Origin of the sequence: Burkholderia arboris, assembly GCF_038723655.1 — a bacterium.
Taxonomy (GTDB): domain Bacteria; phylum Pseudomonadota; class Gammaproteobacteria; order Burkholderiales; family Burkholderiaceae; genus Burkholderia; species Burkholderia arboris.
In genome coordinates this window covers 1,370,086-1,393,907 of sequence record NZ_CP109822.1, presented here as the reverse complement: position 1 = coordinate 1,393,907, position 23,822 = coordinate 1,370,086, and the positions used below count along the sequence as shown (strand labels likewise).

At 65.3% G+C, this 23,822-nt stretch carries 16 protein-coding genes; 10 read left to right on the top strand and 6 right to left on the bottom strand.

The window, feature by feature from the left end; genetic code table 11:
* Positions 1 to 244 precede the first annotated feature (244 nt).
* Positions 245 to 1,096: a D-alanyl-D-alanine carboxypeptidase family protein gene (locus OHZ10_RS23620; RefSeq protein ID WP_174992755.1), complete on the top strand. Its 852-nt coding sequence runs from the start codon at positions 245 to 247 to the stop codon at positions 1,094 to 1,096.
* 34 nt (positions 1,097 to 1,130) lie between these two features.
* On the opposite strand, the gene OHZ10_RS23615 is transcribed toward OHZ10_RS23620, so the two are convergent.
* A complete protein-coding gene (locus OHZ10_RS23615; RefSeq protein WP_425394796.1) occupies positions 1,131 to 1,925 on the bottom strand; it encodes an APH(3')-II family aminoglycoside O-phosphotransferase in 795 nt (264 codons plus the stop codon).
* A 237-nt stretch (positions 1,926 to 2,162) separates the two neighbouring features.
* Between OHZ10_RS23615 and OHZ10_RS23610 the strand changes: the two genes are divergently transcribed.
* The 7 genes from OHZ10_RS23610 (at position 2,163) to OHZ10_RS23580 (ending at position 14,266) form a co-directional block, all read left to right on the top strand.
* Positions 2,163 to 3,323: an efflux RND transporter periplasmic adaptor subunit gene (locus OHZ10_RS23610; RefSeq protein WP_342705887.1), complete on the top strand. Its 1,161-nt coding sequence runs from the start codon at positions 2,163 to 2,165 to the stop codon at positions 3,321 to 3,323.
* A gap of 20 nt (positions 3,324 to 3,343) precedes the next feature.
* Positions 3,344 to 6,487, top strand: a complete 3,144-nt coding sequence (locus OHZ10_RS23605) for a multidrug efflux RND transporter permease subunit (RefSeq protein WP_059237292.1) — start codon at positions 3,344 to 3,346, stop codon at positions 6,485 to 6,487.
* Positions 6,488 to 6,491: 4 nt separating this feature from the next.
* Positions 6,492 to 7,922: an efflux transporter outer membrane subunit gene (locus tag OHZ10_RS23600; protein ID WP_174992758.1), complete on the top strand. Its 1,431-nt coding sequence runs from the start codon at positions 6,492 to 6,494 to the stop codon at positions 7,920 to 7,922.
* Positions 7,923 to 8,023: 101 nt separating this feature from the next.
* The gene (locus OHZ10_RS23595; RefSeq protein WP_256086616.1) at positions 8,024 to 8,716 is read left to right on the top strand and encodes a response regulator; all 693 of its coding nucleotides are present in this window, start codon (positions 8,024 to 8,026) and stop codon (positions 8,714 to 8,716) included.
* 173 nt (positions 8,717 to 8,889) lie between these two features.
* Positions 8,890 to 9,735: a sensor histidine kinase gene (locus tag OHZ10_RS23590; RefSeq protein WP_226195959.1), complete on the top strand. Its 846-nt coding sequence runs from the start codon at positions 8,890 to 8,892 to the stop codon at positions 9,733 to 9,735.
* Between the two features lie 629 nt (positions 9,736 to 10,364).
* Positions 10,365 to 12,197, top strand: coding sequence for a S53 family peptidase (locus OHZ10_RS23585; RefSeq protein WP_342705886.1), 1,833 nt, complete (start codon positions 10,365 to 10,367; stop codon positions 12,195 to 12,197).
* Between the two features lie 404 nt (positions 12,198 to 12,601).
* Positions 12,602 to 14,266, top strand: a complete 1,665-nt coding sequence (locus tag OHZ10_RS23580; protein WP_340625180.1) for a DUF3300 domain-containing protein — start codon at positions 12,602 to 12,604, stop codon at positions 14,264 to 14,266.
* Between the two features lie 138 nt (positions 14,267 to 14,404).
* On the opposite strand, the gene OHZ10_RS23575 is transcribed toward OHZ10_RS23580, so the two are convergent.
* Positions 14,405 to 15,055: a pyridoxamine 5'-phosphate oxidase family protein gene (locus OHZ10_RS23575; RefSeq protein ID WP_340625181.1), complete on the bottom strand. Its 651-nt coding sequence runs from the start codon at positions 15,053 to 15,055 to the stop codon at positions 14,405 to 14,407.
* Positions 15,056 to 15,381: 326 nt separating this feature from the next.
* On the opposite strand from OHZ10_RS23575, the gene OHZ10_RS23570 reads away from it, so the two are divergent.
* Positions 15,382 to 16,848, top strand: a complete 1,467-nt coding sequence (locus OHZ10_RS23570) for a PLP-dependent aminotransferase family protein (protein ID WP_342705885.1) — start codon at positions 15,382 to 15,384, stop codon at positions 16,846 to 16,848.
* A gap of 22 nt (positions 16,849 to 16,870) precedes the next feature.
* On the opposite strand, the gene OHZ10_RS23565 is transcribed toward OHZ10_RS23570, so the two are convergent.
* Complete coding sequence (locus OHZ10_RS23565) at positions 16,871 to 18,421, bottom strand: phospholipase D family protein (protein WP_174992764.1); 1,551 nt, start codon at positions 18,419 to 18,421, stop codon at positions 16,871 to 16,873.
* A 615-nt stretch (positions 18,422 to 19,036) separates the two neighbouring features.
* Here OHZ10_RS23565 and OHZ10_RS23560 point away from each other — a divergent pair.
* Positions 19,037 to 19,321: an H-NS histone family protein gene (locus OHZ10_RS23560; protein ID WP_340625182.1), complete on the top strand. Its 285-nt coding sequence runs from the start codon at positions 19,037 to 19,039 to the stop codon at positions 19,319 to 19,321.
* 218 nt (positions 19,322 to 19,539) lie between these two features.
* Here the strand turns inward: OHZ10_RS23560 and OHZ10_RS23555 are convergent, their stop codons facing one another.
* From OHZ10_RS23555 to OHZ10_RS23545, 3 genes are all read right to left on the bottom strand, one after another.
* Complete coding sequence (locus OHZ10_RS23555) at positions 19,540 to 20,505, bottom strand: Csu type fimbrial protein (protein ID WP_059237300.1); 966 nt, start codon at positions 20,503 to 20,505, stop codon at positions 19,540 to 19,542.
* Positions 20,506 to 20,515: 10 nt separating this feature from the next.
* Positions 20,516 to 22,900: a fimbria/pilus outer membrane usher protein gene (locus OHZ10_RS23550; protein WP_342705884.1), complete on the bottom strand. Its 2,385-nt coding sequence runs from the start codon at positions 22,898 to 22,900 to the stop codon at positions 20,516 to 20,518.
* Positions 22,901 to 22,979: 79 nt separating this feature from the next.
* Positions 22,980 to 23,807, bottom strand: a complete 828-nt coding sequence (locus OHZ10_RS23545; RefSeq protein ID WP_425394795.1) for a fimbrial biogenesis chaperone — start codon at positions 23,805 to 23,807, stop codon at positions 22,980 to 22,982.
* Positions 23,808 to 23,822 lie beyond the last annotated feature (15 nt).

Below are 23,822 nucleotides of genomic sequence, written 5' to 3'. Positions count from 1 at the left end.
TTTTGTCCGGAAATGCCCACGACTCGCTGCATGCATATCTCGTAAAATACGGACCGACGAAGCACGACGATCGTCAACACCACAGTCGACATCGAGGCCAGCCGGCCGAAGCAAGTATCGATTCATGGCGTCGCGTCGGCACACCGATTCATCCCCCCACACAGGTTGCAACTTGAAGTCGCATCACCATTCACTCCGTCTCCGCCTGCCGACGCTCGTCGCAGCCTTCGCATCGTGTGTCGCCATGTCGACGGGGCACGCCGCCGCCAGCCCATCGCCCAACGTCCGCGCCGCATCGTGGATCGTCGTCGACGGCGAGTCGGGCCAGACGCTCGTCGAACATGACGCCGACGCCGAACGCCAGCCCGCCTCGCTCACCAAGCTGATGACGGCCTATCTCGTGCTCGACGCGCTCAAGCACGGCACCGTGCGATGGGACGAGAAGCTGGCCGTCGACGCGGCCGACATCGGTTCGGTCGGCAACGATGAAGCACGGATGTATCTCGTGCCCGGCCAGCATGTCCCGGTGAAGGAACTCGTCCTGGGTCTCATCGCGGCGTCCGCGAACGACGCGGCACTGGTGCTCGCGAAGCGCATCGGCGGCTCGCCCGAAGGGTTCGAGCAGAAGATGAACGCGATGGCGCACCAGCTCGGGATGAACCACACGCACTACACGACGCCGTCCGGCATCACGACGCAGGGGAACACCACGACGGCACGCGACCTGTCGGTGCTGGCGTTGCGCCTGACGAACGATTTTCCGGAGTACTACACCTTCTCGTCCGAGCAGAATTTCTCGTACGGCTCATTCCGCAAGCGCAACAAGAACTGGCTGCTCGGAAAGGATCCTTCCGTCGACGGGATGAAGACCGGCCACACGCAAGCGGCTGGCTACTGCATCGTGGCCACTGCGAAGCGCCGGCAAGCATCTCCGCCGATGACGCGACGCGTATTCGCGGTCGTGCTCGGGGCGCCCACGGCGAACGACCGGATCGTCGGCGCCGGCAAACTGCTGAACTATGGATTCTCGGCATACAACGATCAGCCGGCCGCCGGCAGTTCCGGGACGCACGTGGTTACGCAGAGGGTGCAGTAAGGCGTTCGCTCACCATCGGTGAACACCTGCGCACTCAGAAAAACTCGTCGAGCAGCCGATAGAACGCAATCCGGTCGGGATCGGGGTGTTCGATCCCGTAGCGCGTGAAGAAACGCGCGACCCATTCGCTGCCCAGATCCGCTTCGATATCGCGCGCGGCCAGCGCCAGATCCTGGTAGCGATCGGCGACACCGAGGCGCCCGCAATCGATGAAGCCGGAAAACCCGCCTTCGTCGACCATGATGTTGGGCAGGCACGCATCGCCATGCGTGACGACCCGGTCCTCCGTCGCCGGCCGGTGCGTCAGCAGCGTCGCGAACAGCACGTCGAGCGGCACCCCCGTATTCACGTCGTCGAGATTGTCTTCGTCGACGAGCCCAGCGTCGATCCGCGCCCGGGCGCGCGCGATACGATGCGCGGCGCCGTGATCGAACGGGCACGTGGCCGGATCGAGCCGATGCAGCGCACGCAGCGCGTCGGCCATGATCGCCACCTTCTCGGCCGGCGCGAGCTGCGCCGTTTCGAGGTTGTCGCCGCGCACGGCGCTCAGCAGCATCCACTCGCGCCCCGCCGCCGACGCCACGTCGAGCACCTGCGCGCCCGGCAGGCCCGTGCTCGCCAGCCAGCGCAGCCGCGCCGCCTCGTCGCGCAATTCGCCCAGCGGCCCCGCGGGCGCCGTCTTCACGAACCGGCGTGAGCCGTCGCGCGCATCGAGCCGGAACACGACGGCGTCCGACTGGCCGTCCGTCTGTCGCGTCCATCGGCAGCCGGCCAGCCTGGCCTGCCACGCCATCGGCACTTCGTTGCCGAGCGGGTCGTTATCGATCACGTCGCGGTCGATCCTCGTTGACTGGGCCGACAGGCGGAATGCCGACGACACCGCGCGCATGATACAGCGCCGCGCCCATTCGTCCGACCATTCCGGCGCTCGCCAACACCCTCTTTTCGATTCCTTTCGCCGGCTCCATCGAATCTCCATCTTTCCGCATAAAAGCCCCCAACTAATCCACGCAAACTCCGCCCCGTCAAAGCAGGCAGTGGGCTGCCTGCGTTTCCTGGAGTCGCGATGAAAAATCAGAAACGATGCTGCTACAGCACGGTATGCGCGCTGGTGGCGGCAATGCTGGCGGGTTGCGGGCCCTCCGAACAGCAGGCCGCCGCACCGGCCACCCCGGTTGCGGCCATGACCGTGGCAGCCACGCCCCTCGACGTCACCGAGGATCTGCCGGGCCGCGTCGCGGCCGTGCGGGTGGCCGAGATCCGGCCGCAGGTGAGCGGCATCGTGCAGCGCCGCCTGTTCGAACAAGGCACCGAAGTACGCATGGGCCAGCCGCTGTTCCAGATCAATCCGGCGCCGTTCAAGGCTGAAATGGACACGGCCGCGGCATCGCTGCAGCGTGCGCAGGCCGCGCTCGAACGCGCCAAGGTGCAGACGGCCCGCTTCAAGCCGCTCGTCGAAGCCGACGCGATCAGTCGCCAGGTGTACGACGACGCCGTCTCGCAACGCGACCAGGCCGCTGCCGACGTGGCGCAGGCCCGCGCGACGCTCGCGCGCCGCCAGCTCGACTTGAAGTTCGCGACCGTTGAAGCGCCGATCGCCGGCCGCATCGACCAGGCGCTCGTGACCGAAGGCGCGCTGGTGTCGAGCGGCGACAGCCAGCCGATGGCGCGCATCCAGCAGATCGACCAGGTCTACGTGGACGTGCGCCAGCCCGCCGCGTCGCTCGAATCGTTGCGCGGCGCACTCGCGGCGCAACCGCGAACGTCGGACAGCAACGGCCTGCCGGTCGACGTGCTGCGCGACGACGACACGCGTTACGACGTGAAGGGCCGCATGCTGTTCTCGGGCGTCAACGTCGATCCGGGCACCGGCGACGTGCTGCTGCGCGTGCTGGTCGACAACCCGAAACGCCAGCTGCTGCCGGGCATGTACGTGCGTGCCCGCATTCCGCGCGCGCACTACGCGAACGCGGTGATGGTGCCGCAACAGGCGGTCGTACGCGCCGGCGGCAAGCCGCAGGTATGGGTGCTCGACGCGAAGGGTACCGCGCATCTGAAGGCTGTCGAAGTCGGCGAACTGACGAACCGCAGCTATCGCATCAAGTCGGGCCTGCAGGCCGGCCAGAAGGTCGTCGTCGAAGGCATGGAACGCCTGATCGACGGCGCGCCGGCCGCCGCGACCGACTGGAAGTCGCCTGACGCGGCCGCCACCGCGTCCGCGCACTGAGTCACGAGGAGCCTCCAGTCATGGCTGAATTCTTTATCCGACGCCCGGTGTTTGCCTGGGTGATCGCGCTCTTCATCATCCTGACGGGGCTGATCGCGATCCCGCAACTGCCGGTCGCGCGCTACCCGTCAGTCGCGCCGCCGTCCGTCACGATCACCGCGAGCTACCCCGGCGCCACGCCGCAGACGATGAACGACGGCGTGCTGAGCCTCATCGAGCGCGAACTGTCCGGCGTCAAGAACCTGCTGTACTTCGAATCGTCGGCCGATACGTCCGGCTCTGCGCAGATCACCGTGACGTTCAAGCCCGGCACCAATCCGGAGTTGGCGCAGGTCGACGTGCAGAACAAGATCAAGTCGGTCGAGCCGCGCCTGCCCGCGGCCGTGCGCCAGAACGGGCTGATCGTCGAATCCGCTTCGTCCGGCTTTCTGATGATCGTCGGCCTGCGCTCCGACAACGGCCGCTTCGACGAAAGCGCGCTCGCCGACTACATGGCGCGCAGCGTGTCCGAGGAGCTCCGGCGAGTCGACGGCGTCGGGCGTGTGCTGCAGTTCGGCTCCGAACGCGCGATGCGCATCTGGGTCGATCCGCAGAAGCTGATCAATTTCGGCCTGTCGATGAGCGACCTGACGACCGCGATCGGCCAGCAGAACGTCCAGATCGCACCGGGCAGCCTTGGTGCGCTGCCCGCGCTGCCGGGCCAGCGCGTGACCGTGCCGCTCACCGCGCAGGGCCAGCTCACGACGCCGGAAGAGTTCGCGAAGGTCGTGCTGCGTGCGAACGCGGACGGCTCGAAGGTCGTGCTCGGCGACGTCGCGCGCGTCGAGCTCGGCTCGCAGAACTACACGTTCGTGAGCCGCGAGAACAACAAGCCGGCCACCCTCGCCGGCGTGCAGCTCGCACCGGGCGCCAACGCGGTGAAGACCGCGGACGCGATCCGTGCGCGCATGGCCGAACTGAGCAAGTCGATGCCATCGGGCATGACCTACTCGATCCCGCTCGACACGTCGCCGTTCGTGAAGATCTCGATCGAGAAAGTGCTGCACACGCTGCTCGAAGCGATGGTGCTCGTGTTCCTCGTGATGTACCTGTTCCTGCAGAACGTGCGCTATACGCTGATCCCGGCCATCGTCGCGCCGGTCGCGATGCTCGGTACGTTCACGGTGATGCTGCTGACCGGTTTCTCGATCAACGTGCTGACGATGTTCGGCATGGTGCTCGCGATCGGCATCATCGTCGACGATGCGATCGTCGTCGTCGAGAACGTCGAACGCCTGATGGCCGAGGAAGGACTGTCGCCGAAGGACGCGACGTCGAAGGCGATGAAGGAGATCACCGGCGCGATCGTCGGCGTCACGCTGGTGCTGACCGCGGTGTTCCTGCCGATGGCGATGGCAAGCGGCTCGGTCGGCGTGATCTACAAGCAGTTCACGATGTCGATGGCCGTGTCGATCCTGTTCTCGGCGCTGCTGGCGCTGACGCTCACGCCGGCCCTGTGCGCAACGATGCTCAAGCCGCTCGAACCGGGCCACCACGAAAAGCGCGGCTTCTTCGGCTGGTTCAACCGCCGCTTCGACCGCCTGACGAAATGGTACGAGACGCGCGTCGGCCGCCTGGTCGGCCGCACGGGCCGCGTGATGCTGGTGTTCGTCGCGATTTCGGGCGCGCTGGTGTTCGGCTTCCGCAGCCTGCCATCGTCGTTCCTGCCGGACGAGGACCAGGGCTACTTCATCACCAGCTTTCTGCTGCCCGCAGACGCTACCGCCGAGCGTACGCACGATGTGGTCAAGACGCTGGAGAAGCATCTTGCTTCGCGTCCGGCAATCCAGTCGAGCATTTCCGTGATCGGCTACGGCTTCTCGGGCCAAGGTCCGAACGCGGCGATCAACTGGTCCGTGATGAAGGACTGGAAGAACCGCGGCGGCTCGTCGACGATCGAGGAAGGCATGCTCGCGCAGCAGGCGATGGCCGGCGTAACCGAAGGCACGGTGATGAGCTTGCTGCCGCCGGCGATCGACGAACTCGGCAACAGCTCGGGCTTCTCGATGCGCCTTGAAGACCGCGCCAACCAGGGCACTGCCGCGCTCAAGGCGGCGGAAGCCAAGCTGCTCGAACTCGCCGCGCAAAGCAAGGTCGTGACCGGCGTGTATCCGGACAGCCTGCCGGCCGGCACGAGCATCCGCCTCGAGATCGACCGCGCGAAAGCGCAGGCGCTCGGCGTGTCGTTCACGACGCTCAGCGACACGCTGTCGACCGCAATGGGTTCGACCTACGTGAACGACTTCCCGAACGCAGGCCGCATGCAGCAGGTGATCATCCAGGCCGATGCACCCGCGCGCATGCAGATCGACAACGTGATGAAGCTGTACGTGCGCAACGCAGCCGGCGGCATGGTGCCGATGTCCGAGGTGGTGCGCCCGGTGTGGGCCGAGACGCCGCTGCAGATGGTGCGCTTCAAGGGCTATCCGTCGGCGCGGATCTCGGGCACCGCCGCCCCGGGCCAGTCGAGCGGTGCGGCGATGGCCGAGATGGAACGTCTCGCCGCGCAACTGCCGCCGGGCTTCGCGGTCGAGTGGACCGGCCAGTCGCTGCAGGAACGCCAGTCGGCGTCGCAGGCGCCGATGCTGATGGCGCTGTCGATGATCGTCGTGTTCCTGGTGCTTGCCGCACTGTACGAAAGCTGGTCGATCCCGCTGTCGGTGATGCTGGTGGTGCCGCTCGGCCTGATCGGCGCGATCGGTGCGGTGCTGCTGCGCGGGATGCCGAACGACGTGTTCTTCAAGGTCGGGATGATCACCGTGATCGGCCTGTCCGCGAAGAACGCGATCCTGATCGTCGAGTTCGCGAAGCAGTTGCGCGAGGAAGGCAAGGGGTTGATCGAAGCGGCCGTGCAGGCGTCGAAGCTGCGCCTGCGCCCGATCCTGATGACCTCGCTCGCGTTCGGCCTCGGTGTCGTGCCGCTGATGATCGCGACCGGCGCCAGCGCCGAAACGCAGCACGCGATCGGTACCGGCGTGTTCGGCGGCATGGTGACCGCCACGGTACTGGCCATTTTCTTCGTCCCTGTTTTCTTTGTGTTCGTGATGAGCATCCAGGAGCGCATCGGCGCATGGCGGGCTTCCCGCAAGCAGCCGGCCGCCCCGACTCACGGACAGGAAGGTTGATGCCATGCGATTGCTTATTCTTCCCCTCGTCCTCGCCCTGTCGGCCTGCTCGCTGGCGCCGACGCTGGTCAAACCCTCGATGCCGGTGCCGACGGCCTACACGGCCGCCGCAGCCGCCGACCTCAAGGCCAACGCCGCCGATCTCGGCTGGCGCACGATGTTCGGCGATCGCCGCCTGCAGCGCCTGATCGAGCTGGCGCTCGAGCACAACCGCGACCTGCGCCTGGCGGCGCTGAACGTCGAAGCTGCCGAAGCGCAATACGGCATCCAGCGTTCCGCGCGCCTGCCGTCGATCGGCGCCGGTGCGAACTTCACGCGCCAGCGCACGTCGGACGACACGCAGTCGAGTCCGCCGCTGTTCGGCACGACGCAGAACCAGTACGGCGTGAACCTCGGCATCAGCGCGTTCGAGATCGACCTGTTCGGCCGCGTGAAATCGATGTCGGATGCGGCCTTCGCGCGCTACCTCGCGACCGATCATGGCCGCCGCGCGGTGCAGATCTCGCTGGTCGGCGGCGTCGCGGATGCCTATTTCGCCGAACGCCTCGCGCAGGAGCAACGCCAGTTGTCCGAGCGCACGCTCGCCGACTGGCAGCAGTCGCTCGATCTCGCGCGCCGCCTGAAGGAAGCGCATCAGGCGAGCGGCGTCGACATCGCACAGGCCGAAGGCCAGGTCGCGAGCGCCACGGCCGATCTCGAAGCGCGCACGCGCGCCGTCGAGCAGGCACGCAACGCACTGCGCCTGCTGGTCGGCACCGAGCTGCCGAAGGATCTGCCCGATCCGGTGCCGCTTCAGCAGCAGCCCGTGATGACGCAACTGCCGGCCGGCCTGCCGTCCGAGCTGCTGTTCCGCCGCCCGGATCTCCAGCAGGCCGAACAGAATCTCGTCGCTGCGAATGCCGATATCGGCGCCGCGCGCGCCGCGTTCTTCCCGCGCCTGTCGCTGACGTCGTCGATCGGCTTCCTCAGCCCGGCGATGGGCAGCCTGTTCGACGGCGGACAGCGCACGTGGAGCTTCGCGCCGCAGGTCACGGTGCCGATCTTCCAGGGCGGCCGGCTACGTTCCGAGCTGCGTCTCGCGGAAGTGCGCAAGTCCAGCGCCGTCGCCGAGTACGAACGCTCGATCCAGACCGCGTTCCGCGAAGTGGCCGACGGTCTCGCCGGGCGCGAAACCTTCGGCCGCCAGATCGAAGCGCAGACGCGCGTGGTTGGCTCGGCCGAACGCCGCACCGACCTGTCGAACCTGCGCTATCGCGCGGGCGTCGAAGGACGGCTGGAACTGCTCGATTCGCAGCGGCAGCTCTATTCGGCACGGCAGGCGCTGCTCGACCTGCGCCGCAGCGAGCTCAGCAACGCCGTTGCGCTGTACAAGGCACTCGGCGGCGGCCTGACGGACAAGGACGTCGCGGCGTCGAAGAGCGTGGTGCAGGACTGAACGAACGGCACCGTACCGTCCGGCACGACGGCGGGACGGTACGGTGCAACCCGGCCCGGCAACGGGCTGCCCCGATTGTTCGACATCGCACGGCAAACTCCATGACGAATTCCCTGATACTGATTGCAGAAGACGAGCCCGACATTTCGGACATCCTCGATGCATACCTGAAGCACGACGGCTTTCGCACCTACCGCGTCGCCGACGGTCAAGCGGTGCTCGATGTACAACCGCGCCTGAAGCCCGACCTGATCCTGCTCGACGTGAAGATGCCGCAGAAAAACGGCTGGGCTGTACTCACCGAGCTTCGGCAGCGCGGCAATACGCCCGTCGTCGTCCTCACCGCATTCGACCGCGACCTCGACCGGCTGCAGGCGCTGCATGCCGGCGCAGACGACTACATCGTCAAGCCGTTCAACCCGGCCGAGGTCGTCGCGCGGCTGCGCGCGATCCTGCGCCGGTCGGCCGCGCCACCGCCCACACGCGTGCTGCGCGTCGGCGACCTGGAGATCGACACCGACAGCTATCTGGCCCGCGTGCGGACGCGTTCCGTCGAGGTGCCGATCACGCTGACGCTGACGGAGTTCCGGCTGCTCGCGCACATGGCGCGATCGCCGAGCCGCGTGTTCACGCGCGGCGAACTGCTCGATGCGTGCATGGCCGACGTCAGCGCGCTGGAACGCACGGTCGACAGCCACATCTGCAGGCTGCGCAAGAAGCTCGAACAGGCCGGCGCGCCGGGCATGCCCGAAGTGATGCGCGGCGTCGGCTACCGGCTGCGGGGTTTGCAGTGACGCTGCCGGCGCGGCCCGGCCGGCATATCGGGCAGACGATCGGCACGGGCGCGCTCGTCGTCGTGCTGATCGCCTGCACCGTTGCATTCTTCATCTACGCGCTGCATAAGCCGGCCGCGTTGCCGCACGACGCAACGGCCGACGCGATGATCCACAGCGCGTCCACTTACCTTGTGCTCGCGACGGCGCTGCTCGTCTGCCTGCTGACGGCCGCGTTCGACCTCGTCAGGCTGATGCGTCGCACGCTCCGGTCGCTCGACGCGGTTGCGGAATCCGCCGGCCGCATCGCTGCCGGCGATCCGTCGGCGCGCGCAGTTTCCCGCGACGACTGCCCGGCCGACATGTCGCGCTTCATCGAGCACTTCAATGCGATGACTCATCGACTGAAACACGCCCCTTCATCCAATGCGGCCGCCGCCAACGGCACCATCCGCCACGACATGCGCACGCCGCTCGCGGATCTCGAAACCCGCCTCGATGCCATCAAGGCGCTCGCCACCGGCGCCGATGCGCTTTCACGCGACGCGCTGCTGCATCATGTCGACGGGCTATTCCGGCTCGTCGACGATCTTCAGCTAGCCGAACGACCCGCTGCGCTGATACTCGATCTGCAACCGGCGGCACTCGACCGCGAGATCGAACATGCCATCGATTCCGCACGCGACGCGCTTCGAGAAGCGGGGTTCGTCGTCGCTCTGGAGGCCGACACGATCGTCCTGGCCTGCGACGGCGCACGCATCCGGCAGGCCGTGCTCGCGCTGTTCGACGACGTACGGCGCCGCTCCACCCCCGGCAAACTGAAACTCTCCGTCAAAGAACGGCCCGCGGGCGCGATCGTCCGGATCGAAGACCAGGGCACGCGCCGGTTCGACGAAACCGGTCTCGGCGTGTGCGTCGTTCGCACGGTCGTCGAAGCGCACGGCGGACAGGTCCGCCATCTCGCGTCGCTGTGCGGCGATGCCGTCCTCGAATTCGACATCCCGCGACGGGCCCCTGCCATTCGAGCATTTCCTCGATAACGATTGCCCGTTTCAAAACGCCTCGGAAAGGATCGGCGAGTCACGTTCGGCATTACCTGCCTTACCGGTTTCGAACATTACAAATAGCCGCCGATCTTTTCAAAATCATTGCGCTTTATTCGATTTAATTTTGTTTCATATAATCAAAAAAAGTTTGAAACCCCGCTTTCGTTCTTGATACCGTCCGATGCAAGCAATCTGACGAATTGCTCACCACGCAATCGATTCCGCTCCACGTTTTTTCGCTTCCGCTGCACCGACGTGCTCGCCGCCGGATGACACGCTTTCACGCCGGCGCGTGCAACATTCCGATGCATCTCACTGGACGGCTGCCATCCGGCAGCAGGCCGAAGGATCGAATCAAATGAGCAGGACAACGAAGTTGTTGCTCTAGCAATCCCGCCCGCGCCATGTCCGGCACGGCTGCCCCGCAGCGCGGCGCAGCCTCCCCGTTACCGCGTTTTCCGTATTTCGCCCCCGGAGAAAAACCGCTTTCCGGATCGGGCGAAAGGCCCTGCCGCGTCCGTGTCATCCGCACGCATGCGGCAGAAAGCGGCGGTGCATCACCCGCACCGTTGTCGACCGTTGTTGTTCGTGCAGTTCGATGTTCAACCGGAGGGGTAATTCAAATGAATCAGGTTGCAAACAAGAAACAGAAGCACATTCGCCTCGTGAAACTCGTATTCGCCGCCGCAGCCGCCGCTTCGTTCGGCATGGCGACCGCCCATGCCGCGCCCGCGGCCGGCTGGACGGAAACGCGCACCAAGGGGTTCCTGCCGCTCGTGCAGCAAAACGAAGCCGGCACCGCCGGCGCGCCCGCCGCGAGCACGGCCGCCGCTGCCGCTGCGGCCATCGAAATGGCGCCCGGCGAATCGGTGGACGTCGTGCTCGGGCTGAACCTGCGCAACGAAGCCCAGCTCGACCAGTACCTGCGCGACCTGCATACGCCCGGCTCGCCGCACTACCGGCAGTTCCTCACGCCTGCGCAGTTCGCCGCGCAATATGCGCCGACCGACCAGCAGGTCGCATCCGTCGTCGCACACCTGCGCAAGGCAGGCTTCGTGAATATCGTGGTCGCGCCGAACCGGCTGCTGGTGTCCGCGTCGGGCACCGCGGCAACCATCAAGTCCGCGTTCCGCACGACCCTCAAGCGCTTCACGCGCAACGGCCGCAGCGTCTATGCGAACACCGATGCCGCGCAAGTGCCGAACGGGATCGGCGGCATCGTCGGTACGGTGCTCGGCCTGCAGAACGTCGAGCTGATGCATACGGGCGCGGGCAGCAAGCCGCAAGGCAACACCAGCAACCTGACGATCCCGGCCGGCGCGTCGGCCGTGCCGCACAACCCGACCGAGTTCTCGTCGATCTACGGCGGCGACGGCACGCCGACCGCCTCGCAGACCACGGTCGGCATCATCTCCGAAGGCGACCTGTCGCAGACGGTGAGCGACCTCAATACGTTCGCTGCGAACAACGGCCTCGGCTCGATCAGCAGCAGCATCGTGAAGACGGGCCCGGCCGGCAGTTCGTACACCGACACCGACGGCACCGTCGAATGGAATCTCGACAGCCAGTCGATCGTCGGCGCGGCCGGCGGCAGCGTGAAGCAGGTCGTGTTCTACGCCGCGCCGTCGATGTCGCTCACGGCGATCACGGCCGCCTACAACAAGGCCGTGACCGACAACGTCGCGAAGGTGATCAACGTGTCGCTCGGCGTGTGCGAATCGTCCGCGAACAGCACCGGCTCGCAGGCCACCGACGACACCATCTTCAAGCAGGCGGTCGCGCAAGGGCAAACCTTCTCCGTTTCCGCCGGCGACCACGGCGCGTACGAATGCGCGAGCGGCACGCCGTCGCGTTCGACCTACACTGTGAGCGAGCCGGCCACGTCGCCGTACGTGATCGCGGTGGGCGGCACGACGCTGTTCACCAATTCGTCGACCAACGCGTACAACAGCGAGATCGTCTGGAACGATCCGAGCTGGCAGCCGGGTACCGTGTGGTCGACGGGCGGCGGGTACAGCAAGTACGAGGCCGCGCCGACGTGGCAGTCGTCGAGCCTCACGGGGTCGACCAAGCGCGCACTGCCCGACGTCGGCTTCGACGCCGACCTGCGCACCGGCGCGATTCTCGTCGTGAACGGCCAGACGTCCGACACGCTGTGGGGTTCGGGCTACCTGAACAACGAAGGCGGCACGAGTCTCGCCGCGCCGATCTTCACGGGCATCTGGGCGCGGCTGCAGTCGGCCAACAACAATGCGCTCGGGTTCCCCGCGTCGAGCATCTACAAGTACTTCCCGTCCAACGCGGCGCTGGTGCACGACGTCACGTCCGGCAACAACGGCAGCGGCACCTACGGCTACAAGGCGAAGGCCGGCTGGGACGCGACGACGGGCTTCGGCAGCGTGAACATCTCGAAGCTGAACGCCTTCATCCAGAGCACGTCGGATTTCGCGCGCTGATGGACGGCTGACCGCCCCGGTTCCGGGCGTGCGCCGCTTCGCGCGCCCGGAACCGCATACCCCCGCGTAACAAGAACCCGCGACGGCTGCAAAGCCGTCGCGGGTTTTCTGCATTCCGCGTAATCTCGCGGAGCATGCCACCGGGACGATACGCTCGCGACCTTGCAATCGTTGCGCAAGCAACTTTCATATCGCTTACCCGGCCGGCGCCCACCCGCTTACGGACTGCAAGGTACACACACTGTTACACAACCCACTGACACCTTCCGTGCGTGTCGTGCGTTTAACTGAATATATCGATTCGTCGCGGGACACCCGCCATGCGAACATGGGCTCGGCACAGTGCTGATGCCGATCGCGCGGCCCGCGTGCCCGACAACGCCGCACCACACCGAACCAACACCATGAAAACCGCACGTGCACATCACCGCCCCGTCAGAACGCTGATCGCGTCGTCCATCATCGTGTCGCTGCTCGGCCTGTCGGCCTGCAACAAGAACAGCGACAGCAACGCCGCCGTACCGGCCAGCGACGCAAACACGGCCTCGGCGGCACTGCCCGCGTCGGCACCGGTCGCGTACACGCCGCCGACGGCCGACCAGCTCTACCAGATGGTCGCGCCGATCGCGCTGTTCCCCGACAAGCTCGTCGCACTGGTGCTGGCGGGTGCAACGTATCCGGACCAGGTGACGGGCGCCAATACCTGGGTGACGCAGAATCCGTCGCTGAAGGGGCCGGCGCTCGCGACCGCCGCCGATACGCAGCCGTGGGACCCGTCCGTCAAGGCGTTGACCGCGTTCCCCGCGGTGCTCGCGCAGATGGCGTCGAACCCGGCCTGGACCACGTCGCTCGGCCAGGCGTACTACAACGATCCGACCGACGTGATGAACGCGATTCAGGTGATGCGCCAGCGCGCGCAGACGTCCGGGCATCTCCGCTCCGGCGGCCAGATGCGGGTCACGCAAGTCGCTCAGGCCGCGCCGGCCGGCTATACGCCGGCCACCGACGCGCCCGTGGTCTACGCCGGGCCGGCAATCGTGCCGCCGCCCGAGCAGGCGATCGAGATCGAGTCCGCGCAGCCCGACGTCGTCTACGTCCCGTCGTACAACCCGACCGTCGTCTACGGCGAGCCGGTTTCAGCCTACCCCGGTTATGTGTATCGGCCGCCCGCATACAGCACCGGCGAAATCGTCGCGGCCGGCGTGATCACATTCGGCGTCGGCATCGCCGTCGGCGCCGCGATCTTCGGACACCACGACTGGGGCTGGCATGCATGGGGCATGAACTGGGGCGCGCCGCATCCGGACGGCCCGCGCTGGAACGGCGGCTGGCAACGCCCGGCCGTGGTGTACAACCACACCACGTACGTGACGAAGTCGACCACCGTGATCAACAACATCACCAACATCCGCAACACGCGCATCACGAACAATTACGGCGGCAACGTCACCAACAACACGACGATCGAACGCAATACGATGCAGCCGGGTACGGAGCCGATACGCGGACAGGCGATGGAGCAACGCCCGGGCGCCGCGCCGATGACGATGCCGCATTTCGCCGCGAACGACGCGCGCCCCGGTGCCCGGCCGGCGCCAGAAGCCTTCGCGCAGCACCGCGCGAATGAGCCGCATGCCGATGCACCGGCGCAGCACCCGCCCGGCGCGATGCACGACGAGCGGCAGCAGGCGATGCAGCAGGAACGCGCCGCGCCGGAAAATCGCGCGGCCGTGCAGCAGCAGCAACTTCAGCAACAGCAGCGCAACGAGGCGCAGCGGCAACACGAAGCGATGCAACAGCACGACGCGGCACGGCAGGAGCAGCAACAACGAGAGGAAATGCAGCAACACAACGCGGCGCAGCAACAACAGCGCGAAGCAATGCAGCAACGTAACGCGGCCGAGCAGCAACAACACAAGGAGGCGCAACCACGCAACGAAGCGCACCCGCAGGAACACGCGGCCGCGCCGCCGCGGCAACCGGCGCCCGAGCACGCGCCCGCTCCGCATCCGCACCCTGCGGAATCGCATCCGCCGCAGCACGAGTCGCGCGAACACCGTCCGGAGTGACAACGCCACACCACGGCAGCACGACACGGATCACGCTGCGGTGTGAAAACGGCGCGGCCTATCGCGCCGCGCACCTTTTGTATCGCACGCGACGCGCGCCGCCTGCTTCGTCAACGCTTCTCGGCCCTGCCGCGCCATTCAATCTGCCCAGTTGCGAACGTAGTCCGGCACGGGCACGTTGCCGTCGGCATGAATGGGCGTGCCGCGCGCCGTCTTCAGCGGCAGGATCCCTGACCAGACAGCGAGCTCCAGATCTTCGTCCTTGTCGGACGGCATCGAGTCGCTGACTTTCACCGCCGCTTCCGCAAGAGCAATCCGCAGCACGCTGGTCGCGTTGAGCTCCTTCGAATTGCCCGGCCGCGCTTCATGCTTGCGACCCGCGGCGATCTTGTCCATGAAGGCATCCAGCGCCTCGAGCTTCTCCGCACTGCCCTCCACCACATCGAACTGCCCGTAGATCACCGCGGATCGATAATTCATCGAATGACTGAAGGCCGACTTGGCCAACACCAGCCCGTCCAGCAACGTGATGGCGACGGAGGCCGGTGCGCCCGCCGACAGCGCCTTGACCATCCTGCTGCCGTTGGACCCGTGGATATAGAGGTCGTCGCCCCGTCTCCAGTGCGCGGTCGGGATGCAATGCGTGTCCTCGCCGGCGCTGAACGCGATGTGGCAAACGTACGCGTCGTCCACGATACGGTAGAGCATCGCGCGATCGCGATTCGCCAGTTCGGGCAGGCGGCGAATGGTGGTACGGGATGTGGGAGAGAGGACGGCCTGGTCTTTCATGTTTCGTTTTCCTGTTCGCACGACCTTGCGCGCATCGATCGGCCCGCATTTCGGCAAGTCGCGGGTATCCGCTCGAACATATATTTGTACTGCGAATTGCATGAATTCGGGATCGAAGCGGAATCGTGCGGCATCCACGCCTGAGCGACCACTCGATCGGCCTATCGACAGCCGCTCGCCAAATCGATCAAAATACGCGCGGGCCCCGAGCCGAAACGACCACCGGAAATGCCAGCGTACTGGCCTGCACCGCGAGAACGTGAACAATACGATGCGCGTCGAATCTTAAAAAGAACCAGCTCAAGGATATTTTTTAGAACCAGCCCATGGATCTCGCGCTGCTCATCTCATCGTTTTCCCGACAGGACGGCACGACAACGCACAGCCAGCAGGAAGCCCTCTACCGGAACCTGCGCAACATGCTGCTGGACGGGCACATTCCGCCCGGCACGCGGCTCGCGTCGACACGCGTGCTCGCAGCGGAGCTGGGTATCGCGCGCAATTCGGCGGTCTATGCGTACGAGCGCCTTGCCGAGGAAGGCTTCGTGGCCGCCACGCGTAACGGCACGATCACGCTATGGGACGGTTGCGGCCGCCCGAGCGCCGCGCACGAAAACGGCCCGGCCCCGGTTCGCCTGTCCGAGCGTGTGCACGGGCTCGAAAACGCCCACCCCGAACCCGAACGCATGCTGCCGTTCGTCCCCGGCCTCCCTTCACTCGACGAATTCCCCGTTGCCCAGTGGCGCCGTTGCATCGAGCGCGCGTGGAAAGTCATCAAGCCCACCCAGCTCGCGTATGGCCCGGTCGAAGGGCTGCCCGAATTGCGGCGCGCCGTGGCCGCGTATATCCGGGTCTCGCGCGGCGTGCGCTGCGAAACCGGGCAGGTCTTCATCACCGACGGCACGCAAAGCAGCCTCGAATTGTGCGCGCGCATGCTGGCGAATCCCGGCGAGTTCGGCTGGCTCGAGAACCCCTGCTACAACGGCGCCCGTACCGCATTCCAGTCGACCGGCCTGAATATCGTGCCGATCGACGTCGATCACGAAGGGATGGCGCCGACCGGCGAACAGTGGCGCACGCAACCGCCCCGGCTGATCTATACGACGCCCTCGCATCAATACCCGCTCGGCGCGCTGATGAGCCCACGGCGGCGAGCGGCGCTCGTCGAGCACGCGCGTACGTGCGGCGCGTGGATCATCGAGGACGACTACGACAGCGAGTTCCGCCACGGCGGGCAGCCGCTGCCCGCGATCCAGGGCCTGCATGCCGACGCGCCGGTCTGCTATCTCGGCACGTTCAGCAAGACGATGTTTCCCGCCCTTCGGCTCGGCTTCATGGTGGTGCCGCCGATCCTGGTCGACCGCTTCACCAGCACGCTGCGCGAACTCGTCCATCGCGGTCATTCGGCTGATCAACTCGCGATGGCCGAATTCATCGACACCGGCCTGTTTGCGCGGCACCTGCGCAAGATGAGGGCGCTCTACGCAGACCGGCGGAGCAGTCTCGAAGCGGCACTCGCCCGCCACCTCGGCACCACGCTGAGCATTCGGGCCAGCCCGGGCGGCATGCATCTTTCCGCGGACCTCGCGATTGCGCTGCACGACACCGACATCGCCCGCGCCGCATCCGCGCAGGGCTTGCAGCTTCAGCCGTTGAGCAGCTATGGCGTCGGCGACGGCCGCCGCTACAACGGCTTCGTGCTCGGGTATTCGGGGCTGAACGACGCGACGATCGAGACAGCGGCGATGCAGTTCGCGACCGTCATCGAGCAGCACGCACGCAAGCGGCCCTGAGCGTCACACGACGCATCGCCGCTCACAGTTGCGATTCGATCGGAAACAGCCCGAGAAACCACACCTCCATCCGGCGCGCCGTCGACACTTCGGGGTCATGGTCGAACTCGGTGACCTTCCCGTCCGAATCGGTCTGAATCCACTTGAGCCGCCCTTTCCCTGCCGGATCGGTCCGCGGCTCGACACGCCACGCGATCCGGTCGAGTCGCGATTCCAGATCGTTCGCCACCTGCGCCGCAATCGCCGGGCTCTCGCAGAAAACGCCGATCTCGGTATTGAGGTTCAGCGAGCGCGGATCGAAATTCATCGATCCGATGAAAATGCGCTTGTGGTCGAACACGTAGGTCTTCGCATGCAGCGACGCACGCGACGACCCGATGATGACGTCCTTCGAAATGCTCTTGTCGCCCGACGGCCGCCGTTCGTAAAGCCGCACGCCGGCCGCCACGAGATCGCTCCGGTAGCGCCGATAGCCGGCATGCACGGCCGCCACGTCGGTCGACGCAAGCGAATTGGTGAGCACCGTCACGCGCACGCCGCGCGCCGAATACGCGCGCAGCCGCTCGACGAAGTCCTTGCCCGGCACGAAATACGGCGACACGATCAGCAGGTCATGTTCGGGCTGCAATACGATGGCGCGCAACTGCGGCAACAGGTGCCCGTCGCTGTCCTTCGGCGAATGCGCGATCTTCGACGGATCGTCGTACAGCACCGTCGCGTGCCCCCACGACAGTTCCGTGCCCTGCCCGTGAACGATCCGGTCGAGCCGCTGCCTGGCCTCGATCACGTAAGGATTGTCTTCCATCGTCCTCAGGTAGTCGCGCAACCGTTCGCGCTCGCGATCCAGCCCGCCCGGTGCCGCTGCGTGCCCGACCAGTGCGTCGATCGGATACGCATACGGGGAATTCCAGAACGTGTCGAATTCCGTCGAGATGGCTTTCACGGCCGGACCGTGGACAACGACATCGATATCGCCGAACTCCAGCATCGTCGATGCACCGAAGTATTCGTCGCCGATATTGCGGCCGCCGACGATCGCCGCCTGGTTGTCCGCGATCATCGCCTTGTTGTGCATGCGCCGGTTGACGCGCGAGAACTCGAACACCGTGCCGATCTTCTTGAACCGGCGCGTGGCAACCGGATTGAACAGCCGGATCTCGATGTTCGGGTGCGAACTGATCTCGAGCAGCTTGCGGTCGTCCGCGTTCGTGCCGAGATCGTCGAGCAGCACGCGCACACGAACGCCGCGATCGGCCGCGCGAATGATCGCATCGGCCAGTTCATGCCCGGTCAGGTCGTCGTGCCAGATGTAGTACTGGAGGTCCAGCGAACGGTCGGCGCGGTCGGCAAGCAGCACGCGCGCATCCAGCGCGTCGACCGGATCGGTCAGCACATGAAACGCGTCCTGCCCCGGATGCGTGCTGGCCTGCTGCTGGAACGCGGCGCCTAGCCGCGTGCTTTCCGTGTCGGTGAACGCATGGGTCGGTACACGATCGGCCTGCGGCGGAAGGCTGGCGCACGCAACGAGCACCAGCGACGAAAGAATCGCACCCCACGAACGCAGCATGGTCATGATTGACGCCCCCCACTCGCGGGCGAAGGTTGTTTATTCTGGCCACCGGATGAATCACGGGGCTGGCCGGTTATCCGCCGCGCGCGGCCGATGTCCGGTAGTCGCACGTATCGGTCGCGCTACAGCATACTTCGATTGCCGACGGCGCGGCACCCTCTCCGTGTTTTCCCGATCCGGACGTACGCTCACGCAAAGAAAAACCCGCGACGCATGAAGCCGTCGCGGGTTTTCGGCATGCCATGACACGACGCGGCATACCTTCCGTTTCTTGCACGAAAGTCGCGCACATTCATTGCCACGCGTGCAGCAGCCGACTACCCGGTAGTGGCGAAACCTCGGACGACTTCGCGAAGCAATCCAGCCGTGCCCAAGCCTCGAGATAGCGATACGTCGGCACGCCTTTCGTGCGCGGCGCGTGGCCTTTACGTTTCTGCTTCCTGATTAACCCATCATCGACACGAGTCGACATTTACCACAACAATTCAATTCAATAATAAACAATCGTCAAATCCACCCCTGGCACAAAAATCAACACATCATTCAATTTTTATTCATCATCATAAAAAAATCATGCGATAGCCTGAAAATCAACAACCACCTCAACAGGAGAACAACTTGTCCATATATCGCGATTTAATCGAGCAACGAGCCGAGCTGGAAAGGCAGATAAATGCCGTGAAATCGAGCGAACGGGCTGCCGTACTCGACGAAGTAAGGCGGCTCGTGATCGAATTCGAGATCAACGCGCGTGAAATCTTTGGTGCGAATAAATCGAAAAATGGTATTAAACTAACCCCGAAGTTCCGCGACCCGGAAACAGGCAAAACCTGGTGCGGCCGCGGGAGAACGCCCTTGTGGCTCAAAGACAAGGATCCCAAGAACTATTTAATTGCCCGATAGACTATCGATGCGATATCCGAGCGATGTCGCATTTCGATATCCGGCAGGCGTATTAAGTCGTTGAAGCCCTGCCCCGCCGCGTTGCCTCCCGGTCAGTCCGCTCGCCCCCTGGGTCGACAGCAAGAACGGCGCGGGCCGAAGTCTTCCGCCCGTCTCCCGATTCGTGCGCATGTAGTCGAATGCGCGTTACGTAACGTCAACCACCCAGGTCCGGGCCATCAGTAACGTACATCGACGATCACGCTGTCCGTGTAGCTACCGACCGGCGGGGTCGACTGATCGGTGTAAATTCGGGCGACATACGGAAATGTCTGCACCGCCGTGCCGTCCGCTGCCCCGCCGCTGCCGACCCGATTCGTTGCCTGCCCCCAGATCGTGCCGCCATTGGCCGCATAGATGTCGTACTGCAAGACGTTCGTGCCGCTCGTCATCTGCCTGCGTCCGTTCGCGGCGGCATGGCTGCCCGGGCTCAGGCCGACGGTATAGGTCATGCCTTTCGTGCAGGTCAACGACAGACTCCCGTTGACCTGCGCGAAACTCGCTACGGTCGGCGCGGATCCGAAGTTCACGTCGGGGGCGGTGATCGTGCAATCGTTGGTCACCGTCAGCGTGACCGGAAACGTCGCCGTGTTCTGTCCGTCGTTCCATCCAAGGCAGAATGATCCGAAACCGGCGCCACTGCAGACATGCCAGTTCCACGCAATCGTTAAGGTATCGGTGTAGGTTCCGGCGGCAACATTGCTTCCCAGTGCGGTTCGGAAAAACAACGAAAGCGCGACGCTCGAACCGCCGCCCAAACCGAGAAAGCTCACGAATTGGGTATCGGCCCAGTTATAGAGCTGCCCGAAGTTCAACGGCTGCGAGTAATTCTTGTCGGCGAACATCGTATAGGCGATTGCATCGCCGGCGGCACCACGCAGCTTGCCGCCGTTGGCCGACGTGATCGTTCCGTTGATCGCATTTCCGCTCACGAGAAAGGCAAAAAGCGCGCCACCGCACGACAGCCCGGCGCTCGGCGACGACGTGGATTGCTGTTGGCTTGACAGGTTCAGCGACGTGACCGAGCCGAACGCCGCCGGCGAAGGATTGGCCGTCGTGCAGTCCGCGTAGGCGGGTATCGGGGCAATCGTCGCGATGAGCGCCACGAATGCCGCACGTCGAATGAATCCGAGAAGCGATCTCATGGGATTGACCTCACAGTGACTCGTTGCATGACAGTGGCCCGATACGGCTCGTCCCGGCGGCGTTCACATCAAGAGGAAACGCCGCGCTGCAATGCTTGCCGTCCGGCAATGCGACGCTCAGATGATTGGTGCTCGAGAGCCCTTCGAAATAGGTTTCCCCGTTCCAGCCGACGAGCGACGTTTGCCCGCTCTCGCGGTGCGTCACCGTTGAGCCGACCTTGACCGGTTTGCCATTCGCGTCGACCAGCAGGATGGTGGCCGACACCACACGTTCGATCGGAAACGTCACAAGCGCGCCGGCACGGTGCCTCACGGCGACGCGCCGTTCGACCATCGACACCCGCATGTCGTCCGGCAGGCCAAGCGGGTCGATCTCGTACTTTGCCCCGTAGTAGGACGGCGCCCACGGCACCAGCAGATGGCCGCCGTTGTCCGTCGTGCCGATGCGCTGATTCTCGTAGCGCACCGGAATACCTTTCTGCCCTTGGGTGTCGACCAGCACGAACGAATCGTCGACGCGATTGGCCGGCAGCACCGCACCGTCCATGACGACCAGCGATCCCTGCATGTCGCCCCAGCGCGTATACCCCTCGCGCGAACCGTATCCGTAGACGCCGCCCTGCACCTGGAAGTAGCGATTGCGCCACGTCATGTCGCCCTGCTGATACCGGGAACCGCCGCCGGCATACGCGAGATTCCAGCCGAAGCCGCCATCGCTCGGCACGCTGCGGCTGTACTGCACGCGCTCGCTCCGGTTGTCGTTGCCGTCTCGCGACGCGCTGACGCTCACCGTGCCCCGGCCACCGAGCGGCACGATCAGCTGAACCTGTGCATCGATGCCGCGGTTGCCCATCGTTCGGTTCAGCGATGCGTAAAGCGTCGCCCGGTCAAAGAGCGGCCGCGTGTACGAGACGTTCGCGATCCGCATGCGCGAGCCGTCGCTGCCGCGTACGTCGAAATAACCCGCGCCGATCGCGCCGCCAATCGCACCGAGATTCAGCGCGCCCGTGGCCTGCGTGCTGCTGCGTACCTGTCGGTAAACGAGGCCCGCCGACAGATCGTATGCCGACAGATCCCGGAATCCGCCGGTTCGCTGAATTCGCTGCAATGAGACGCTGAAGCGTTGCGACGAATAGCCGTAACCGAACGCGTATTGCTGCCCCGACGTTCCGCCCATCGTGCTCTGGCTCGCGGCAACACTGGCGACGCCGAGCCGGCCGACGCCGAGACCGAAACCCAGGCCGCCGAGCGCGAAACGTTCGCCGCCTTCCACGTGCCCTTCGATCGTCAGCGCGTTCGTCAGGCCATGACGCACGGTTCCCGACACCGCAGACTTGCCGTACGAAAGCGAGCTGATCCCGTAGTCGCGCCGCATGGCGCCCGCCGACAACGAGAAATCGGACAATCCTTTCTTCAGCAGCGTATTGGCGACGTAGAACGGAATGGTCGTCGCAACCTGACGTCCGAGCGCATCGGTCGTCACGACGGTGGCCTCGCCCGCACCGTTGATGAACGGCACGTTGTTCAGCGTGAAGGGTCCCGGGTTGACCTGGCCGGTCGTCGCCTTGCTGCCGTTGATGAACAGATCGACCGCAGTCGGCACGGCCGCCTGCCCCGAAAACTGCGGCAGCGGATACGTCACGATGTCCGGACGCACGCTGAAGTCGCGTGCCACGGATATGCCGCCGAGACGCACGGCGCTGGTCCACGAAAGAGCCCCGGTGACAAGGTCGCCCGCCGTATACGTCAGCATCCGGTTCTGATCGGAGTAGCTCCAGGTCGTGTCGTAGCGCAGGTAGCGATTGTCGCCGCGCATGCCCGCGCCGCTACCGTACGATCGCCGGTAGACGCCGGTATTGGTCAGGATGCCCCAGCGATCGAACAGGCGCTGCTCGGTCCAGGCCGACGTATAGCCCGTGCCGCGCGTCGGCGAACTGGTGTAGACGTCGTAATTGAGCAGCAGGCCGCGACTCACCGCGGCAGGCGTCCTGTCGTACACCCTCGCCGATCCCACGCTCTGCTCCGGCAGCCAGTCGGATGGCACGGTCAGGTTCAACCGCTGTGCCGCGCCGTCGTATTCGACCTCGACGCCGTCGAGCCTGGCGAGATCGACCATTTCGTCGGCGGACGCTCCCGTACGGACGGAAACCTTCGCAAGGTCTCCGGCCCGGACCGTATAGGTCCCGTCAAGATAGCGCACCGGCACGATCTGTCCGGTTGCCAGATGATTGACCACCAGTTCGAGAAACAGCGTGCCGCTACGAACTAACCGAGTGGGCGGCGGCAGTCCCGTGGCGTAGCTTTCCGCGAGCGTCGCATCGCCCGCATGCGCCGCGCTCGCCGCCGCCGCGAATGCAAGCCCGGTAACCCATACGGTGCCACGCATGCGCGGCATCCACTCGTTTCCTGCTCGAATATCTCGCACCGGCCCCCCGTCGAGTATCGTGATTGTCCGTTCCGAGCGACCTGTGAAACTACGGATGCATGTCAGCGTCATCCGGACGCATTTCGACGCCTGTCTTGCCGTTGACCGTGGCAACCAGATTCGACTGCGCGGCGAGCTTCAGGTCCTGCGGCAACGGCCAGCGCATCCGAGCACCGGGCAACACGTAGCCCAGCAGCCCCCGCTCGATCTCGGTGCGCTGTTCCCCCGACTCGAGCACAATCTGCGTGATGCGCGCATGCACGACGCCGCGATTCGCCACCACGAGCCAGCGCTTGCCGTCCTCGCGAGCGATATGCCAGCCGAGCACCGGCGCCGAAGCCGTGGCCGGATCGCGGCGTTTGTCCGGGTCTTCCTTGGTCCATACGCCGTTCCCGTCGACGAACAGCGGTATCGAGTAATGCATCTGGAACCGCACGCCGAGCGACGTATTGCCGCCTTCCCCCCCGGAATCCTCGGCCTGGGGAATCTCGTCGATGAGCACCCGATACGCGTCCTCGGCTCCAGGCGCGACATCGACCAGTTTCGTCAAGCGGATCAACTGCCGCTTGCCGGGCAGCACCGTCGCCATCGGCGGGCTGCTCACGACGCGGCGTTGATTCTCCGCATGAAGCTCCTTCCAGTCGGCCTCGCGCCACGCGAGCACGCGAATCTGCAACGTGACCGGCTTGACGTCCTGATTCTCGAGCCACAACGCACTCGCGCGCTGGTCGCTCTCGATCACCGGATCGATCGGCCAGATCATCACCGACGTGGCCGCATGAGCGGCGCCTGTGCATGCGATCGTCGTCGACACCGCCATCGCGGTCGCGCGTCGCATCGTGCGTCCCGGCCGAGCGGTCGCAATCGGATCGTTCATCTCGGATTCCATCCT

Coding starts and splice junctions, on each gene's coding strand:
- OHZ10_RS23620 (WP_174992755.1), top strand. CDS start 245: ATGTCGACGGGGCACGCCGCCGCCAGCCCATCGCCCAACGTCCGCGCC.
- OHZ10_RS23610 (WP_342705887.1), top strand. CDS start 2,163: ATGAAAAATCAGAAACGATGCTGCTACAGCACGGTATGCGCGCTGGTG.
- OHZ10_RS23605 (WP_059237292.1), top strand. CDS start 3,344: ATGGCTGAATTCTTTATCCGACGCCCGGTGTTTGCCTGGGTGATCGCG.
- OHZ10_RS23600 (WP_174992758.1), top strand. CDS start 6,492: ATGCGATTGCTTATTCTTCCCCTCGTCCTCGCCCTGTCGGCCTGCTCG.
- OHZ10_RS23595 (WP_256086616.1), top strand. CDS start 8,024: ATGACGAATTCCCTGATACTGATTGCAGAAGACGAGCCCGACATTTCG.
- OHZ10_RS23585 (WP_342705886.1), top strand. CDS start 10,365: ATGAATCAGGTTGCAAACAAGAAACAGAAGCACATTCGCCTCGTGAAA.
- OHZ10_RS23580 (WP_340625180.1), top strand. CDS start 12,602: ATGAAAACCGCACGTGCACATCACCGCCCCGTCAGAACGCTGATCGCG.
- OHZ10_RS23575 (WP_340625181.1), bottom strand. CDS start 15,055: ATGAAAGACCAGGCCGTCCTCTCTCCCACATCCCGTACCACCATTCGC.
- OHZ10_RS23570 (WP_342705885.1), top strand. CDS start 15,382: ATGGATCTCGCGCTGCTCATCTCATCGTTTTCCCGACAGGACGGCACG.
- OHZ10_RS23565 (WP_174992764.1), bottom strand. CDS start 18,421: ATGACCATGCTGCGTTCGTGGGGTGCGATTCTTTCGTCGCTGGTGCTC.
- OHZ10_RS23555 (WP_059237300.1), bottom strand. CDS start 20,505: ATGAGATCGCTTCTCGGATTCATTCGACGTGCGGCATTCGTGGCGCTC.
- OHZ10_RS23550 (WP_342705884.1), bottom strand. CDS start 22,900: ATGCCGCGCATGCGTGGCACCGTATGGGTTACCGGGCTTGCATTCGCG.
- OHZ10_RS23545 (WP_425394795.1), bottom strand. CDS start 23,807: ATGAACGATCCGATTGCGACCGCTCGGCCGGGACGCACGATGCGACGC.